Here is a 15,270-nt window from a genome sequence, read left to right as displayed (position 1 = left end):
TTCCGCGATACGCTCCGGGTGCTTTCAAGCATTCTTGTCTGCATCCACAAACTTGTTGAAGCGGCTGCTGCCCGTATCTTCGTAGAGGAAGGCAAGATTTCGGTCGTCGAATATCGCAAAGAAATCGTCCCAGTTTATCTCTTCCAGGTCTTCGTCCTTCTCCGCGAAATCAATGCGTAATATGCCGCCTTCTTTGCCAGTATCCACCATTGCCGGGTGTCCGTTGCGGTCTTCCGCCCATCGGCGGATCTTATCGTGATCGCGTGTGATCTCAGCCATTGTTCTATCCTTCCGCTTTAAACTTCTTCGCTTCTTCAAGCAGCTTTTCCCTGTCCCTGCCGAAACGTTCGATCAGCTGGCGCGCCTGAAGCGGTGAAACATCCGAGTTCTCGGCAAGAAACTTTACGTCTTCATCATCCGTAAGCGGGGTGGTTGGTTGCTTGTTCATGATCGACCTCTTTCTGATCTCCGTTTCCGCCCTTCATTTCTGTCCTTCTGGCGGATTGGTCGGCTGGTCGCCTCCCGTGCCCGTCTGCGGCCGCTGGTTTTCGACCGGCGGGTTCTTGTCCGGCTGGTTGCCGGAATCCGTCGCGGGGGGCGTCTCTATGCCCTGCTGCTGCGATACCGATCCGCCGCCGGTCAGGCTCCATCCAAAGAACAGAAGCAGCAGAACCGCCAATATGACCAGGGCGAAGCGCGGAAAGTATCCGAGCGTCCGCGAGGGTTCGGCTCTTTTGTCTTGCTCAGGTTTTGATTGCATATTCATCGCCACACCCATGAGGTTATGAAAGAACCGATGACGACCATCGCGATGATGAACCACCAGACGAGATAGGCAGGGCCTTCCCTCAGAGGTGCTTTCCCTCTTGCGGTTTGCGCGTTTCCTTCCGACGACCACGCCCGCAGGCCGGATGCATGGCTGGAAGCGTTGCTGTCATCGGCCTTTGCTGGCTGCGGCTGGGGCTTGCCAGCAGGCTGGGAACTGCCGCCTGCCTCCGCGTCCGTTTCCATAGGAGCTGCCGCAGGATCGAAACCGGGAACCTTGTCGCCGGTCTCGCCCCGTTGGATCGCGCCTCGCGTGCGGGCGCCAATGCTTTTGTCTTCTGAAACTGTCTTCATCGCTTTGGACCTCTGGGTTCCAACCACGAGTCGGGCCAATTGTTCCGGAACTTATCTCGCCTTGCCTTCACGCAGCGTTCGCGTCGTTCAACGAAACAATCAGGCGTTTGCTCGGTTGGGGATGAGTTTCAACAAAGGAGGCTGCAATGAAACACGACCCGAAAGCCGGCACCACGGACCAGAAGCCGAAATGGGAAGGCCCGCCGGAAAACAGGCCTCGCGGCTATGAACCCGCCGTTGATGACCCGGCAAAAAAGCGCGACGCAGCCGGGCACAACCTGTCAGATCCCGACCGCAAGAACCTTTCCGATGCGCTGAGTGAGCCGAAACATGCGGGACGAAATGACGACGACAGGTGACGACCGCCGCTCCATTCACCCCGATGCTTGCTGCATTGTCGGCTGATCCGGACTTGCCGGACCGGGCGAAGGATGTTCGGGCATGGGAAGCGGCGGTATCTGTTCCGGTTCGTCGGGACTGAACGGTCCCTTGTCCGGTTGCGGAATGGTTTCGGGCGGCTCGACGGGAATGCCTTCCGGCTCCTTTTCGGGTATTTCCGGTGGATCGGAAGGCAGCTCAGGGTCTGCGGACAGGACGAACCTCAACGCCGCGTCCCTTTCTTCGATATGAATTTTCATGCGATTTCTCCCTTCAGCGGGCGTCAAGCGTGGTCCGGCTTACCATAAGCCTTGCGCAGTTCGCCCTTGGCTGCTTCCAGCACATGCCTGCGTTTTTCCGGTAGATTCTTGCCCGCGCGGTTGATGTAGAAAGTCAGCATGGACATTGCCGAGCGGAATGGCTCTGCCTTGCGCTTATGGCTCTTGTCGGCTGAGCGCTTCAGGGACGCTGCAATTTTCTTCGGATCGTCCTGTTCGAACACATGCGGCTCCAGATCGAGCGCGTCGCTGTGTTCTGTTACTTCGCCTGACCATTTCCTTGTCTGGGTCATATCAAAACTCCTCTCTTGCGAGTTTCGATAACTGGCGAAGGCTGCCCATGTTCCTTTTACCTGTCCGCGACATCGGCCGATTTCGGGACTTCGATGGAACAAACTGTTCGCAAGCCGGTTCGGAAGCACGTTCAGCCGTCATGACACCCATGGGCACCCCATGGCACCCAACTGGAGGAACCGTCATGTTCTACGATGCCGCAAGCATCCGATTTCCTTGCTTCGACAAGGATCGCGTCGGGGCGGGCGAACCGTCCGAGCACGAACCACGCGATCATCAGGCGCGGCCGACGCATGAGCAGTCGAACGCGCCGGGCAACCCGCGCCAGCCGCAGCCGGACGACCCGCAAACGGATTTCGATTTCGACAGCCCCAACGGCAAGCGCCCGAATGATCTGGCCAACCCCAGCGCGCGTGAACTGCGGCGGGAAAGCCGTGGGAGCGAACAGAACTGACCATTACAGGAGGTGAAGATGCCTGCAAAATCCAAAGCGCAGCAACAGGCTGCCGGCGCGGCTTTGGCCGCAAAGCGCGGAGACAAGGCAAAAAGCGAACTGCGCGGAGCGTCCAAGGAAATGGCCAAATCCATGAGCGAAAAAGAGCTCGAGAAGATGGCCTCCACCAAGCAGAAGGGCAAGCCCGAGCACAAGTCGAAATCCTGACAGGACGTAACGATGACCACCTTGAAATGGCTTGCCGTCGTGATGTTCGCTGTGGCGCTGCTGGGGGTGGGCAGCCTGTTCATCACTTCCGACAAGGGGGACGTTTCGCCGGAGAGCCCCACCCAACCGGCCCGCTCTCCCACGCAGCCCTGACGTTTTGATTTTTGTCCAACGGGCGAAACAAAACGATCGCTGGGGAGTTAGGTGTGCCGTCGTCGGGATTTTCAGCCGCACGACAATGACAGTTTCGGAACCATAGGAGGAGCCTGAAATGGCCAGCACCAAGCAACGCAATCTCGAAGATCTTTTCTACGATACCCTCAAGGACATTTATTACGCGGAGCGCAAGATTCTGAAAACGCTTCCGAAAATGTCCCGCGCGGCCAATGATGAGAAGCTGAAGAGCGCGTTCGAAAAACACCGGGAACAGACCGAAGGACATGTGGAACGTCTGCAGCAGTGCTTCGAGATTCTTGGCAAGCGTGCGCAGGGCAAGACCTGTGACGCCATTGAAGGCATCATCGCCGAGGGCGAGGAGATCATGGAGGAATTTTCGAACAGCCCTGCGCTCGACGCGGGTTTGATCTCCGCTGCCCAGGCCGTGGAACACTATGAAATCACCCGCTACGGCACGTTGAAGCGCTGGGCCGAAACCCTTGGATACAAGGACGTGGCGAAGATCCTCGATCAAACCCTGCAGGAAGAAGGCCAGACCGACAAGGACCTGACCAAGCTTGCCGAAACCTCCGCCAATCTCCGTGCGGAAGCGGCCTGATCGCAGCCTGTGCGCAACCGCTAGCCCGGGATCGACAGCGAGGTGACGACATGGAAAGCGTCCTTTTGCGGGAAGACCCCATGCGGAAAATTCGCGTCGTCTGCCGGGCGTCGGACAGCCACCACACCGTAGCCAGCGCGGAAGCGCTGGCTACGCGTCTTTCGGCCCTCACAGGCCGACAGCTACTTCCCACTCGGCAAGACTTCGACGAAGATGGCGAAACATTTTTCGTCCCGACCTTCGCTCTCGCCCGGGAGGACGGGAACCCGGACATGACCGTGGATCGCTTCTATGGCGGCATCGTTCATCGCGGCTTCATGGCGACGAAGCTCGTTACCCATCCACATTGGCACGACCACGACGACCTGCCCGAGGGATGGACGGGACAGTTCGCGGCATGTTTGCAGGATTGCGTTCTGCCGGGCTTCTCGGTGTTCTCGCACCGCCACGCTCTGGAAGCGGCGAGTGCCTTGCTGAAAAAGCACAAAATTCGGTTCAAGAATCCCTATGCGTCCGGCGGCGAGGACCAGAGCGTCATCGACACCGTCCGCTCGACAGTTTTCTCGCCGAGGTTTCAGAGGTCGATATCGCAAACGGACTGGTTCTCGAAGAGGATGTGGACAATTCCACGACCTATTCCGTCGGGCAGATCCAGCTTGAAAACCATGTCGGAACCTATCTGGGCCGTCAGTACAGTTCCCGCGACAAGGCCGGTAAGGAATTTTATGCCGGCAGCCGGTTGCGCGTGGTGCGCGGCGACTGGGATGCGCTTCTTCAACTTCTGCAATCGCCAACTGCACGCAAGGTCGTGGAGAATGCCCGGCGCTACGATGAAGCGGCCCGCGAGCATCTTGGACTTGTCGCATCCCGCAGGAACTATGACGTGCTTGTCGGGCCGATAACCGAAAACGGCGTGCGCTGTGGAGTGCTTGAACAGTCGTGGCGCGTGGGAGGCGCTTCCCCCGCTGAACTGCTGGCAATGGAAAAACTGATGCAGGATGAAACCGTCACCGCCGTGCAGGCCGTTCTGCACGAGAGCCGCGATGAAGCGCCGACCTTCCGGGACGATGATTTCATCGTCTATTCCGGTGAGGACGATTTCGGTCAGCCCCTGCATAAATATGCGAGAATCGAGAAAATCTATCATGATCCGTAACGATACAGCCGTCCGTGTCGACCAGTATGAACTGGCCGCGACAGTCATCTCTCCAGACACCACCATTCCCGGCGTCCTTTTTCTTCATGGCTGGGCCGGCAGCCAGGAACGCGACATTGAAAGGGCGAATGCAATATCCTCGCTCGGCTGCGTTTGCCTCACCTTCGATATGCGCGGCCACGGGGATTTGCTCTCCGGCAACAAGACCGTGACGCGCGGTGAAAACCTCGACGACGCAATCGCCGCCTATGACAGCCTGGCCAGCCTCAAGATGGTCGAGGATGACTCGATTGTTGTCATAGGCAGCAGCTATGGCGGATATCTCGCGACATTGCTGACAGAATTTCGTCCGGTCCGCTGGCTGGCGCTCAGAGCCCCCGCCCTTTATCGTGACGAGCTCTGGCAGGTTCCCAAAGCAAGGCTCGATCGCAGGGACCTGCAATCCTATCGCTCGGCACTGATCAGTTATGACGACAACCGCGCCTTGCGGCAGGCGCGGGAATTTCGCGGCGATGTGCTTCTGGTCGAGTCCGAGCACGACGTCATCGTTCCGCATCCGACAGTGGCGAGCTATCAAACCGCCTTCATCAATGCCCGTTCGCTGACCGTTCGCATGCTGGACGGCGCAGACCATGCCCTCACGGAAGAGCGCCATCAAAAGACCTACAACCAGCTCCTGACCCGCTGGATCAGGGAAATGGTTCTCGGTGCCCGTTGAAATTCCAAGGGAACATTCGATCGGCTCGTTGGTTGGGACAGTCCCCAGAAACAAGGGAGCCTACGATGAAACAGTCTATTCGATATTGCGCAAGCGCGGTTTTCCTGGTGATCACGCCGGCAGCTTTTGCCCAAACCGCTGCCCCCTCCAGTGACCCGCAAACACCTGCTGTGACGACACCCGGAGAGAAAAACCCCAAGGCGCCCGTGCCGGGACAGAACAGCTTTACCGAAGATCAGGTGAAGGAACGCCTGACCGAAGAAGGCTACACCAACATCATGCACCTTCAGCTTGGCGAGGATGGCGTCTGGCGCGCCGATGCTGCGCGTAACGGGCAGCCCGTGAAGGTTCTTTTCGATTTCCAGGGAAACATCACCACGCAGTGATCCGGCTGTAACCGGCAACCGAATTAAAGGAGATGAAAATGGCTTATATCACAGGTCTGTTCGACAATTATGATGAAGCAATGGACGCCGTTCGTTCCCTTGAGGAAGCGGGGATCTCTTCGGACAATATCAGCCTGATTTCGAATAATACCGATGGTCGATATGCAGATGATGCCGTGAAAGGGGACGGGAGCACCGTGACGGGCGTCGAAACCGGGGCCGGTCTCGGCGCGGTCGCAGGCGGCGGTGCCGGACTGCTGACGGGGCTTGGCCTTCTGTCCATTCCCGGCGTCGGCCCGGTCGTGGCAGGTGGCTGGCTGACCGCCACGCTGGTCGGGCTCGTTGGCGGCGCGACAGCCGGCGGCGTCGCAGGCGGTATCGTTGGCGCCCTCGTTGATACCGGCGTACCCGAGGAAGAGGCGCAGGCCTATAGCGAAGCCATTCGCCGAGGCAGCGCTTTGGTCGCGGTCCGCTGCGACGAAAGCGAGCGCGAGAAGGTCGAAGCCATTCTGGAAGACTGGGGACGTGTCAATATCGGCCAGCGCCGCGACGCTTATCTGGAGGAAGGATGGGAGAGCTTCAATGCGTCGGCTGCGCCCTACACGGCAGACGAGATCGAACGCGAACGTCAGCGCTGGGGCTAGGTGGATCGGCCAATGAAAGAGGTAGATCCGCGCAAGGCCCGTCAAGGTTTGAATGGAGGGCGTATCCTCACAATCCTCGTTTCCAGCCTGATACTGGCGATGATTGTCTGGGGCGCGGTGGAACTTTACGGACAAATGCGTCCGGGGCGCGGTTTCATGGATGACAACAGCACACCACCCGCATCCACGGAATCGCAGCCGCCGCCCTCTGCCACGGGGCGGCAATGACAAGCCCCGCCCCGGCAATTTCACATAGCCAGCCTACCCTTGAGCAAGTCTGCGCGGAAGCGCAGACTTGTCGGCGTTGCGAGCTCTACAAGGATGCGACACAGACCGTTTTCGGGGAAGGCCCTGTCGGGGCCGGCATTTTCTTTGTCGCCGAGCAACCCGGCGACAAGGAGGATATCGAAGGGCGCCCGCTGATCGGTCCTGCGGGCCAGGTCTTCGACGCCTGTCTCGCCGAAGTCGGCATCGAGCGCGAACGGTGCTACATCACCAACGCCGTCAAACATTTTCGCCACATCCAGCGCGGCAAGAGACGCCTCCATCAGCGCCCGTCGACCAGCCACATAGAAGCCTGCCGCTGGTGGCTTGAGCAGGAAATCGAACAAGTGTCGCCGCATATCATCGTTGCGCTGGGAGCCGTGGCCGCCCGCGCCGTTTTTGATAAGCCTGTGAAGATAGCCGCCGTGCGCGGCCGTCGCCTGCAGCACGAAAACCGCCACGTCTTTGTGACCATCCACCCCTCCTATCTGCTGCGGCTGCGCGGCAGGAGCGGCTACGACCGCGAACGGGCGATGTTCCTGAAGGAACTTGGCCAGGTTGCGGAGTTCGGGTGCACGTCCGAAACGTGAAGTTTGTTACAGGCTTTTTCTTGGAACATCCTCCCGGCCTCAAGGTTAGGCTTATGTCACGCGCGACAAACTCCACTCCCAAAATCATTGGTCTGGAACCACTGAAAGGAAAGAGAATGGCACAGAATCACACGCAAGGTGGCACACACGAACAACACGTGAAAGCCGGCCAGCAGAGCCACAAGAACGATGGCAAGCAAGCAAGCAGCGGAGGCGGCGGCGACAAGCAGCAGTCATCTTCGCGTGGCGGAAGCCACGAACAGCATGTGAAGGCAGGCCAGCAGAGCCATAAGAATTCGTAAATTAAAGGGGCGGCCTTGGGCCGCCCCATCCTCTAACCGGACGCTGGTTCGGAAAGGCCACTGCGATGTCGTTCACCCCCGATCCCGACTACATGCTGGAGCCGGAACATCTCGTCGAGATGATACCGGCGCTTCGCGCTTTTTCCCGCACATTCTACAGCCAGAAGGAAGACGCGGAAGATCTCGTTCAGGAAACCCTGATGAAAGCCCTGGCCAACCGGGAAAAGTACACGCCTTATTCGCCGCTGAAATCGTGGCTTTTTACGATCATGCGCAACACGTTCTGCACCCGGATACGGATTCAAAAACGCGAAGCACCAGGCGCCGTCGAGTGCGTCTCTCCGATAGTCTCGGTGGAAGCCTCGCAGGAACTGACCCTTGAAGCCCATGATGTGCAGACCGCGATGGCGACCCTGCCTCATAAATATCGTCGGGTATTGGCGATGGTGGTGTTGGAAGGCAAAAGCTATGAGCGTACCGCAGAGCTTTGCGATTGCTCGATCGGCACGGTGAAAAGCCGCTTGCACCGCGCCCGCCACAAACTGCACGATATCATGGAGGGAGCCTAGACAGTGTTTTTCAGGCGTATTGTCCCGCGCTATCGTGTTTTGGCCCGTGATGTGAATTCAGCACGAGGCATCTTGTCATTTGGTCCCAGACATGGCCAACTGTTTGTAATGAATAAGTCTAATGATGATATTATGCGCCTGTTCTCGGGAAAACGCATTCTGGTTTTTGAAGACGGGTTCCTGCTATCGGAAGAAGCGGCAGCCAGGCTGACAAATGCCGGAGCCATCGTGCTTGGTCCGGTCAGCACTGCCAGCCAGGCGCTGAACTATCTGGAAGGCGGCGCGGTGGACGCCGTTGTCATGGATGTCGCGCTGGAACCGGACGCGGTGCTCCCGCTCATCGACCAACTGGAACGGGGTGCCATACCCTTCATATTCGCCCTGCCCGAAAATCCCAGACTGGACAGCCAGCGCTTCGCCGGTTTCGTGCTGAGCGCTCGCCACAAGGATCTTTCGACAATAGCCGAGGCATTGTTCCTGCGACCCGCAATGGAACATTGACGGCCCTCCAAATATCGATTGTGCCGGGTTTTCGTCGCAACCCGTTCCGAAAAGCGTTTCACACTTTTCAGATGCGCTCAGGTCACGGAAATTCCGGCTGTTCCGAGCCAGATGCGACCCAGAATGCCCTCCCGCAACCATGGGATTTCCCACCTTCCAGCCTTTCCTTGCACTTCCTGCGTGCAAAGCCGGTGATAGATTGGCCCTTGCCGCGCACAACCCCGGCGCGGCAAGGGCACCGGGGTTCCTTTTGCCCGCCTGCTTCCAGCTCCAGATTAAAGGTCCCAACTTTTCTCCCTCTAATTGTTGCGATTGATTTGCAGGTGAGAAAGGTGCTTTCTATCCATATTGATAGCACGAACAGATTAGGACTCCGTTCAGCCTCAGAATACTATTTTGATTATTTGTTTTCATGGAAGCGCTTCCCCTCGGTTGCTTCCACCCATCACTGTGCATCCCTTACCCCTACGCCCTCGCGTGGGGGATTTTTTTGTGCGAGCTGAAGCGCGCTGTCACATCTGAAGCTTCCGAAATCTCCGCCTACGAATCCAGTGGGCCCTCTGCCGCCGCCCCGTATTGCAGCCGCGATTTGCCATGCATCCTGTCCCGGTAAAGAAACCGGAAGAAGAAGGCATCGCCCGTTCCGCGCAGAAGCCTTGCGAGGACTGCAACCAGCAGAACCGAGAAAATCAGGCGGCCAAACAGGACCACGTAGATATCCGCACCGAGAGCCACGACGATCAGCGTATCTTCGATCAGGCTGTGACAGAGCCCCATGAAGCTCGACGCCAGAAAGACGTCGCGAGGCTGGATATGGCCGCGCTGCGCTTCACGAATGATGAGGCCCCCGCCATAAGACAGTCCCAACACCAGCCCGACCACCGTTAGCGGAGCGGCGTCCTTCGCTATGCCGAGCAGGCGCAGCAGGGGCGAAAGAAGCAGGTTGAGGAAGCGCGTTACATCAAGGGCATCCATTGTTCTCAGCACGGCAACCAGACCGAGCAGGACAATGAATATCCAGACCAGCGTGGAGGCCGTATCCGCCACGAAACTGGTCCAGCTCGCATCGTAATGGCCGGGCACCCAGTTCGGGGCAGCGGGTTCCGCGAGCCATCCGGTGCGGCTGGAAATCAGGTTAATCCCCCAGGCGAAGAAAAGCCCGCCGCCAAGCCGGATCAGCGTCGAGACGATCAGGCGCGGACCCGCCTTCTGCACAATACGCTGTTCGATGGGAAGAGCATGGGCAAAGAGGAAAAGCGAACCGAGGATTGTCACCTGTGCTGTGGTGAGTGTGTCGACCGGCAGGACGGCGAACATCACCACGGCCCCGCTCCAGATGCCGACCAGGAGGTTCATCGCCCAGACGAAACCTGCCTCCGGCGGCAGGCCCACGAACTGCATGACCGGGGCGAAGGCGGGCGAGATGGCCTTGATCAACCCCATTTCGATAGCCAGTTGTGTCAGCACCATCACCGGCAGCATGATCTTGATCAGCGTCCAGTAGACGCCGACCGCTTCACGCACAATAACCATACCGAATGTCGTCAGTCGCTTTGCCGGGCTTGCGGCCATTCTTTCCCCTCCGCATTATCCCGAGCATGCGACGTTTCGGGCCGGTTCGCGCAGGATGGACCGCCCACCGCAGGTCACGGTGCCGATTTTCGTCTGCGATACAAGCGTGTCAGAAAATCCGCAGATGCGGTGTTCCGCCGGCCACGAAGCCGTCGATGCGTCGGCTTTGGCGAGCAGAAAATCAGCCCCCGCGCCCCGATGCAAGCCATATTCCTTGAACGGCACGGCTTTTGCAGGGATTGCGGCGATCAGGGCGCGGGCGTCGGGGAGTTGCCGTTGGGCACATAAAGGCAGGACCGGACAATGTCCGGCCCTGCCTGTCATTTTACTTGGCTTCGATGGCTTGCAGACCGGCAAGGGCGCATTCCGCGTCAATCGCGCCGGACGGTGCGCCGCCGACCCCGATGCCACCGACCAGCGCGTCGCCGATCTTGATCGGCAGGCCGCCCGCCTGGATAACGAAGCGCGAATCCATGTCGCGCATGCCGTTATTGGCTGGCTTCGAAGCGATGAACTCCGCAAGCTCGCCCGAGTCGCGGCCCAGTGCGGCCGCGGTAAATGCCTTTCCTTCGGCACTGTTGCCGGTATGCGGGCCGGAAAGATCGGCCTTGAGCAGAACCTTGGTTGCCCCGTCGCGCGCCACGACCGCGACGCTCACATTGCTGCCCTTGGCGACGCAGGCATCCAGCGCAGCCTGTGCGGCCTTGGTTGCCAGATCGAGCGGCAGGTAAGGCGTGGTGGGGAGGGTCTGGGCGAAAGCGGTAGCGGGAGACATCGACAGGGCGACAATTGCAAGTTTACGGATCATGGTCGTTCCTCGGTTGTGATGAGGAACATTTAGTTTTCGTCGGCGAGCGGCGAAATCCGTAGCTCTTACAAACTTCTCGGTAGTTCTACGGAGTGGACTGCCCTTCCAGCCACAAGCGCGTCATTTCCGCCTGCGAGGTCGTGCCCAGTTTCGCCCCGATGGCGGCGCGATGGCTGTCGATCGTGCGCGGCGACAGTTCAAGCCCGTCGGCAATCTGCCGGGTCGTGAACCCCTGCGCGATACGGCCAAGCACTTCACGCTCGCGCGCCGTCAGCGTGTCCAGCAGCGCCAGTGTTTCGGCCCGCAGCGCCTTGCTGCCGAGCCGCTGATCCAGCAGTTGCTGCGCCTTCTGGATTGCATCGATGAGATCCTGCTCATCGACGGGCTTGGAAAGATAGTCCACCGCGCCGTTTCGAAAGGCACGGCGGCAGGCTTCGATGTCGCCATGGCCCGAAATGATGATCACCGGCCAGTCGATTTCCTGTCCGGCCAGAAGTTCCTGGAGTTTCAGGCCGGTCATGACCGGCATGCGGATATCGAAGATCATGCAGCCCGGCTTCAACCGGGGCAGCTGCGCCAGAAATGCAGACGGATCGGCAAAACTCCTGACCTCCATGTCTATGGTCGACAAAAGCAGGCTGAGCGACTTTCGCACTGCTTCATCGTCATCGACAAGATAGACCGGCTGAACCATTCTCTTAACTTCCTGTCTCTTCGGCGATTGGCAGCACAACGCGAAACAGCGCGCCGCGCTCCCGTGGGATATAGAAAATCTCTCCGCCAAAACGCTCGACCAGCCGCTGGCTGAGGGCCAGGCCGAGGCCGGTCCCTTCAGGACGGCTTGTAGTAAACGGGGTAAAAAGGCGCGGCAACAAATCCGGCGCGACGCCGGGACCATTATCCGCAATTTCCAGAACCGCCACCGCTCCATCGGCTTTCAGGGACGCGTTGACCCGCCGGTCCTGATCGTCCTCATGAAAGGATTCGATCGCATTGCGGAGGAGATTGAACATGACCTGTTCCATTTCCACCGGATCGACCGCTGCCATCACCGGTGTCTCCGGCATCCCAAGCTCGACCTTGACGCCCCGGCGGGCAGCTTCCGAGGCGAGCAGGGTCTGCACGTTTTGAAGCGACAGGCGCAGGTCGGCACGTGTCGTCTGCCGGCGCTGCGGACGAGACCAGTTGCGCAGGCGGTCCAGAATGGCGGATGCCCGGCGCGCCTGTTCCACCATATCGTCCAGCGCTCCGGCGAGAGCTGCCGTATTGTTGCGGCTCAACAGGCGGCGCCCTGCCTGCGCGCCGGCAAGAAGGGCGGTCAGGGGTTGCGTCAGCTCATGCGCCATGCCGCTTGCCATTTCGCCCATCGTATTGACCCGCGAGGCATGGGCGAGCCGCGCCTCGAAGCCGCTCAGCTCCGCGCGGCGTTCCGCATGGCGGGTGCGTTGCGTCTGGCGAACTATGAACAATCCGCCGAAGAACAACAGGTTGGTGAGGATGAGAAGCGGTATCAGCTGGTCAAACGGCAGCAGGTCGCCCCAACTCATGGCAAGCGCAGTCTGGAAAAGCAGCGGCTGCGAGGCACTGCCGAGCTTCTTGGAGAAATCGACATCGTCAAAGGAGGCCGGCTGGCTGAAAAGAACCGTGCCATCGGGCATGAGGATGCGTCGCGCGACACCTTTGCCGCTCCAGAACGCATCGTCGGAACCGATGAGGCTCCCCGCATCGATCGACAATGTGAGACCGTCATGCGGATTGTCGGTATTGGGGCTGCGTTTAACCATCATGTAGTGGCCGGGCCGCGCGGATGGCGCCAGCAATTCCGGAAGGCCGCGATAGGAACGGACGGCCGCCCGTATGGTGTCGGCCAGTTCCGGTTCCAGCGCTCTGGTGCCGGCCACGGGCAGGGCCGGGTCCATCGGCACCAGTTGAATTTCGTCGATGCGCGGATAGAACCGGGTGATCGTCCCCGCCACTTCGAGAAAGACATCGTTCTGCGACACATCGGCGGTTCGCGCCTTGGACTGGGCTATCGTGGAAAGCGCGGTCAGATGGGCATCGTGCTGGCCTGCGCGCTGCGAGGCCTCGCGGTGCAACGTGAAACTGGCGGCTTGAAGCTCGGACAACAGTGCGGCGCGCTGGTAGATCACAAGGCCGCCCATCGCCACGAGATTGATCAGCAGCCACACGAAAAACGGCAATAGGGCAGAGCGGAAATTTCCCCGGGTGCTTCTGTTATTGAAGTTCATGAATTGCATCCCGGTATCAGCCTGCCCAGGCAGAATATCGCATCGGCTACGTTTATCATTCGATCGGCAGGTGCAAAACTATTGGAGTTTCCCACCGCTGGCAAATGCCGTCCCGCAAGCCCGGCAATAGCGAATTGCGGCTGGAACTCCAAAGACCGGCTTGCTTCATGCAGCTTTGCGCGCTCATATAAAAATCGCACCGCTGTTTAGAATCATCTGGAAAAGTCGATACTGAACAACACACCACCGAAGGTCGGTCGCGTCGTCAGCAAGGGAATGCAGCCTCATGAACACATACGGAAAACTATTTTCAGCCGCGCTGGTCGCGGCTGCGCTCAACAGCACGGCAGTTGGACAGGTCTTCGCCAAGACATTGATCTATTGCTCCGAGGCATCTCCCGAAATGTTCGACGCGGCGCAGACGACATCCGGCGCCGTCTATGATGCTTCGGCGCGCAATGTGTCCAACGGGCTCATCAAGATCAAGCGCGGCTCGACCGAGCTGGAACCCGGCCTTGCGGAAAGCTGGGACGTTTCCGCCGATGGCAAGGAATATACGTTTCACCTGCGCAAGGGCGTGAAGTTCCACACCACAAGCTTCTTTACCCCGACGCGCGAATTCAATGCAGATGACGTGATCTTCACGTTCGACCGCCAGGGAAACAAGGACAATCCCTATTATAATCAGGGCACGTGGCCGCAGTTCGGGGCCTACTCCTTTCCTTCCCTGATCGAGAAGATCGAAAAAATCGACGATCACACCGTCAAGTTCGTGCTGGCGCATCCGGAAGCGACGTTCATCTCCACGCTGTCGCTGACATTTGCCGTCATCCAGTCCAAGGAATATGCCGACAAGCTCGTCGCGGAAGGCCGCATCTCCGAGTTCAGCCAGCAGCCGGTCGGAACCGGTCCCTATCAGTTCGTCGCCTATCAGAAGGATAGCGCCATCCGCTATCAGGCCAACCCCGATTACTGGGCGGGCAAGCAAAAGATCGACAATCTGATCTTCGCGATCACGCCCGATGCGGCTGTGCGCTACCAGAAGCTGAAGTCCGGCGAATGCCATGTCATTGCCGCGCCGAACCCGGCCGACATTGCGGAGATGAAGAAGGACCCGGCTGTCGAAATGCTGCACAAGGAAGGGCTGAACCTCTCCTTCCTCGCCTACAACACCCAGCAGAAGCCGTTTGACGATGTGCGTGTCCGCAAGGCGCTGAACATGGCGGTCAACAAGGCCGCGATCATCGATGCGGTCTATCTGGGTTCGGCTGTCCCTTCGGTCAATCCGCTGCCGCCAAGCGTCTGGGGTTCCAACAAGAACGTCAAGGACGACGCTTACGATCCCGAACAGTCGCGCAAGATGCTCGATGAGGCAGGCGTCAAGGACCTCAAGATGAAAATCTGGGCCATGCCGGTGCAGCGGCCCTATATGCCCAATGCGCGCCGCGCTGCCGAACTCATCCAGTCCGATTTCGCCAAGGTGGGCGTAACGGCCGAAATCGTCACCTATGACTGGGGCGAATATCTCAAGCGTTCGCTGGACAAGGACCGCGATGGCGCCGTCATGCTTGGCTGGACCGGCGGCATTGCCGATCCCGACAACTTCCTCGCCGCGCTTCTGAGCTGCAAGGCCATCGGCAGCGCCAATCGCGCCAACTGGTGCGATCAGGATTTCGAGAAGCTCATTCAGGCGGCCAAGCTGACGACCGATCAGGCCGAGCGCACCAAGCTCTACGAACAGGCGCAGGTCGTGTTCAAGGAACAGGCGCCGTGGCTGACGATCGCCCATCAGATCGTCGAACAGCCGATCAGCAAGAAGGTCCGCGATTTCCGCATCGATCCCTTTGGCGGCTATCTCTTTGAAGACGTCGATATCGAGGAATAAGGCTTGTCCCCGCTTGCCGGATGCCTGACCGCATAACAGGCCGGATGACTGGCCCGATGACTGGCGACCGACTCCGGTTGGCGGGCATGGAGCATGATCCGACCGGAGTGAGCGGGATCGA

At 59.2% G+C, this 15,270-nt stretch carries 25 protein-coding genes and 1 pseudogene; 15 read left to right on the top strand and 11 right to left on the bottom strand.

Annotation, left to right across the window (positions count from 1 at the left end; genetic code table 11):
* Nucleotides 1-24: 24 nt before the first annotated feature.
* Genes ABWW28_RS20355 through ABWW28_RS20340 form a run of 4 tightly spaced genes read right to left on the bottom strand, consistent with a single transcriptional unit; the run spans nucleotide 25 to nucleotide 1,119 of the window.
* A complete protein-coding gene (locus ABWW28_RS20355; RefSeq protein ID WP_113342371.1) occupies nucleotides 25-279 on the bottom strand; it encodes a hypothetical protein in 255 nt (84 codons plus the stop codon).
* A 4-nt stretch (nucleotides 280-283) separates the two neighbouring features.
* Nucleotides 284-448, bottom strand: a complete 165-nt coding sequence (locus ABWW28_RS20350; protein WP_006469529.1) for a hypothetical protein — start codon at nucleotides 446-448, stop codon at nucleotides 284-286.
* Between the two features lie 33 nt (nucleotides 449-481).
* A complete protein-coding gene (locus ABWW28_RS20345) occupies nucleotides 482-760 on the bottom strand; it encodes a hypothetical protein (protein ID WP_247886242.1) in 279 nt (92 codons plus the stop codon).
* A 2-nt stretch (nucleotides 761-762) separates the two neighbouring features.
* Nucleotides 763-1,119, bottom strand: a complete 357-nt coding sequence (locus ABWW28_RS20340; protein WP_113342373.1) for a hypothetical protein — start codon at nucleotides 1,117-1,119, stop codon at nucleotides 763-765.
* A 146-nt stretch (nucleotides 1,120-1,265) separates the two neighbouring features.
* Between ABWW28_RS20340 and ABWW28_RS20335 the strand changes: the two genes are divergently transcribed.
* A complete protein-coding gene (locus tag ABWW28_RS20335; RefSeq protein ID WP_113342374.1) occupies nucleotides 1,266-1,478 on the top strand; it encodes a hypothetical protein in 213 nt (70 codons plus the stop codon).
* Nucleotides 1,479-1,493: 15 nt separating this feature from the next.
* On the opposite strand, the gene ABWW28_RS20330 is transcribed toward ABWW28_RS20335, so the two are convergent.
* Entirely contained in the window at nucleotides 1,494-1,757 is a 264-nt protein-coding gene (locus ABWW28_RS20330) for a chitin-binding protein (RefSeq protein ID WP_113342375.1), read from the bottom strand.
* A 23-nt stretch (nucleotides 1,758-1,780) separates the two neighbouring features.
* Complete coding sequence (locus tag ABWW28_RS20325) at nucleotides 1,781-2,068, bottom strand: DUF3175 domain-containing protein (RefSeq protein ID WP_113342376.1); 288 nt, start codon at nucleotides 2,066-2,068, stop codon at nucleotides 1,781-1,783.
* A 185-nt stretch (nucleotides 2,069-2,253) separates the two neighbouring features.
* Here ABWW28_RS20325 and ABWW28_RS20320 point away from each other — a divergent pair, with 185 nt between their 5' ends.
* From ABWW28_RS20320 to ABWW28_RS20260, 13 genes and pseudogenes are all read left to right on the top strand, one after another.
* Nucleotides 2,254-2,523, top strand: coding sequence for a single stranded DNA-binding domain-containing protein (locus ABWW28_RS20320; protein WP_244637691.1), 270 nt, complete (start codon nucleotides 2,254-2,256; stop codon nucleotides 2,521-2,523).
* An 18-nt stretch (nucleotides 2,524-2,541) separates the two neighbouring features.
* A complete protein-coding gene (locus ABWW28_RS20315) occupies nucleotides 2,542-2,730 on the top strand; it encodes a DUF3008 family protein (protein WP_006471823.1) in 189 nt (62 codons plus the stop codon).
* Nucleotides 2,731-2,742: 12 nt separating this feature from the next.
* Nucleotides 2,743-2,883 (top strand): hypothetical protein, encoded by a 141-nt coding sequence (locus ABWW28_RS20310; protein WP_162750351.1) that lies wholly within the window; start codon nucleotides 2,743-2,745, stop codon nucleotides 2,881-2,883.
* Between the two features lie 118 nt (nucleotides 2,884-3,001).
* A complete protein-coding gene (locus ABWW28_RS20305; protein ID WP_100649182.1) occupies nucleotides 3,002-3,505 on the top strand; it encodes a YciE/YciF ferroxidase family protein in 504 nt (167 codons plus the stop codon).
* Nucleotides 3,506-3,555: 50 nt separating this feature from the next.
* A pseudogene (locus tag ABWW28_RS20300) lies at nucleotides 3,556-4,661 on the top strand (DUF3182 family protein).
* Nucleotides 4,651-5,379: an alpha/beta hydrolase family protein gene (locus ABWW28_RS20295; RefSeq protein ID WP_113342379.1), complete on the top strand. Its 729-nt coding sequence runs from the start codon at nucleotides 4,651-4,653 to the stop codon at nucleotides 5,377-5,379. The pseudogene ABWW28_RS20300 and the gene ABWW28_RS20295 overlap by 11 nt, the downstream one beginning before the upstream one ends.
* 65 nt (nucleotides 5,380-5,444) lie before the next feature.
* Nucleotides 5,445-5,765: a PepSY domain-containing protein gene (locus ABWW28_RS20290; protein WP_113342380.1), complete on the top strand. Its 321-nt coding sequence runs from the start codon at nucleotides 5,445-5,447 to the stop codon at nucleotides 5,763-5,765.
* A 38-nt stretch (nucleotides 5,766-5,803) separates the two neighbouring features.
* On the top strand, nucleotides 5,804-6,409 hold the full coding sequence (locus ABWW28_RS20285; RefSeq protein ID WP_113342381.1) for a hypothetical protein: 606 nt from the start codon (nucleotides 5,804-5,806) through the stop codon (nucleotides 6,407-6,409).
* Nucleotides 6,410-6,421: 12 nt separating this feature from the next.
* Nucleotides 6,422-6,637 (top strand): hypothetical protein, encoded by a 216-nt coding sequence (locus tag ABWW28_RS20280; protein ID WP_025091830.1) that lies wholly within the window; start codon nucleotides 6,422-6,424, stop codon nucleotides 6,635-6,637.
* Nucleotides 6,634-7,263 (top strand): UdgX family uracil-DNA binding protein, encoded by a 630-nt coding sequence (locus tag ABWW28_RS20275; protein ID WP_113342382.1) that lies wholly within the window; start codon nucleotides 6,634-6,636, stop codon nucleotides 7,261-7,263. The genes ABWW28_RS20280 and ABWW28_RS20275 overlap by 4 nt, the downstream gene beginning before the upstream one ends.
* 116 nt (nucleotides 7,264-7,379) lie before the next feature.
* On the top strand, nucleotides 7,380-7,565 hold the full coding sequence (locus tag ABWW28_RS20270; protein WP_006469543.1) for a hypothetical protein: 186 nt from the start codon (nucleotides 7,380-7,382) through the stop codon (nucleotides 7,563-7,565).
* Nucleotides 7,566-7,630: 65 nt separating this feature from the next.
* The gene (locus tag ABWW28_RS20265) at nucleotides 7,631-8,134 is read left to right on the top strand and encodes a sigma-70 family RNA polymerase sigma factor (protein WP_006470797.1); all 504 of its coding nucleotides are present in this window, start codon (nucleotides 7,631-7,633) and stop codon (nucleotides 8,132-8,134) included.
* Nucleotides 8,135-8,242: 108 nt separating this feature from the next.
* Nucleotides 8,243-8,635, top strand: coding sequence for a response regulator (locus ABWW28_RS20260; protein ID WP_025091833.1), 393 nt, complete (start codon nucleotides 8,243-8,245; stop codon nucleotides 8,633-8,635).
* A 540-nt stretch (nucleotides 8,636-9,175) separates the two neighbouring features.
* On the opposite strand, the gene ABWW28_RS20255 is transcribed toward ABWW28_RS20260, so the two are convergent.
* The 5 genes from ABWW28_RS20255 to ABWW28_RS20235 all read right to left on the bottom strand — a co-directional run bounded on the left by ABWW28_RS20255 (nucleotide 9,176) and on the right by ABWW28_RS20235 (nucleotide 13,264).
* Nucleotides 9,176-10,207 carry a nucleoside recognition protein gene (locus tag ABWW28_RS20255; protein ID WP_113342384.1) on the bottom strand — a complete coding sequence of 344 codons (1,032 nt, stop codon included), beginning with the start codon at nucleotides 10,205-10,207 and terminating at the stop codon, nucleotides 9,176-9,178.
* 15 nt (nucleotides 10,208-10,222) lie between these two features.
* Nucleotides 10,223-10,531 carry a hypothetical protein gene (locus tag ABWW28_RS20250; RefSeq protein WP_162750353.1) on the bottom strand — a complete coding sequence of 103 codons (309 nt, stop codon included), beginning with the start codon at nucleotides 10,529-10,531 and terminating at the stop codon, nucleotides 10,223-10,225.
* A 1-nt stretch (nucleotide 10,532) separates the two neighbouring features.
* Entirely contained in the window at nucleotides 10,533-11,015 is a 483-nt protein-coding gene (locus ABWW28_RS20245) for a GlcG/HbpS family heme-binding protein (RefSeq protein WP_006469547.1), read from the bottom strand.
* 85 nt (nucleotides 11,016-11,100) lie between these two features.
* Nucleotides 11,101-11,709 carry a response regulator transcription factor gene (locus tag ABWW28_RS20240; protein WP_006470794.1) on the bottom strand — a complete coding sequence of 203 codons (609 nt, stop codon included), beginning with the start codon at nucleotides 11,707-11,709 and terminating at the stop codon, nucleotides 11,101-11,103.
* Between the two features lie 4 nt (nucleotides 11,710-11,713).
* Entirely contained in the window at nucleotides 11,714-13,264 is a 1,551-nt protein-coding gene (locus ABWW28_RS20235; RefSeq protein ID WP_113342435.1) for a sensor histidine kinase, read from the bottom strand.
* A 286-nt stretch (nucleotides 13,265-13,550) separates the two neighbouring features.
* Between ABWW28_RS20235 and ABWW28_RS20230 the strand changes: the two genes are divergently transcribed.
* A complete protein-coding gene (locus ABWW28_RS20230) occupies nucleotides 13,551-15,149 on the top strand; it encodes an ABC transporter substrate-binding protein (RefSeq protein WP_353391865.1) in 1,599 nt (532 codons plus the stop codon).
* The last annotated feature ends 121 nt before the right edge of the window (nucleotides 15,150-15,270 follow it).

The organism is Brucella sp. NBRC 14130 (assembly GCF_040371715.1).
In the GTDB taxonomy this organism is placed as follows: Bacteria; Pseudomonadota; Alphaproteobacteria; order Rhizobiales; family Rhizobiaceae; genus Brucella; species Brucella intermedia.
Note: the sequence above shows the minus strand (reverse complement) of the source record. Positions and strands in the feature narration are given on the sequence as shown.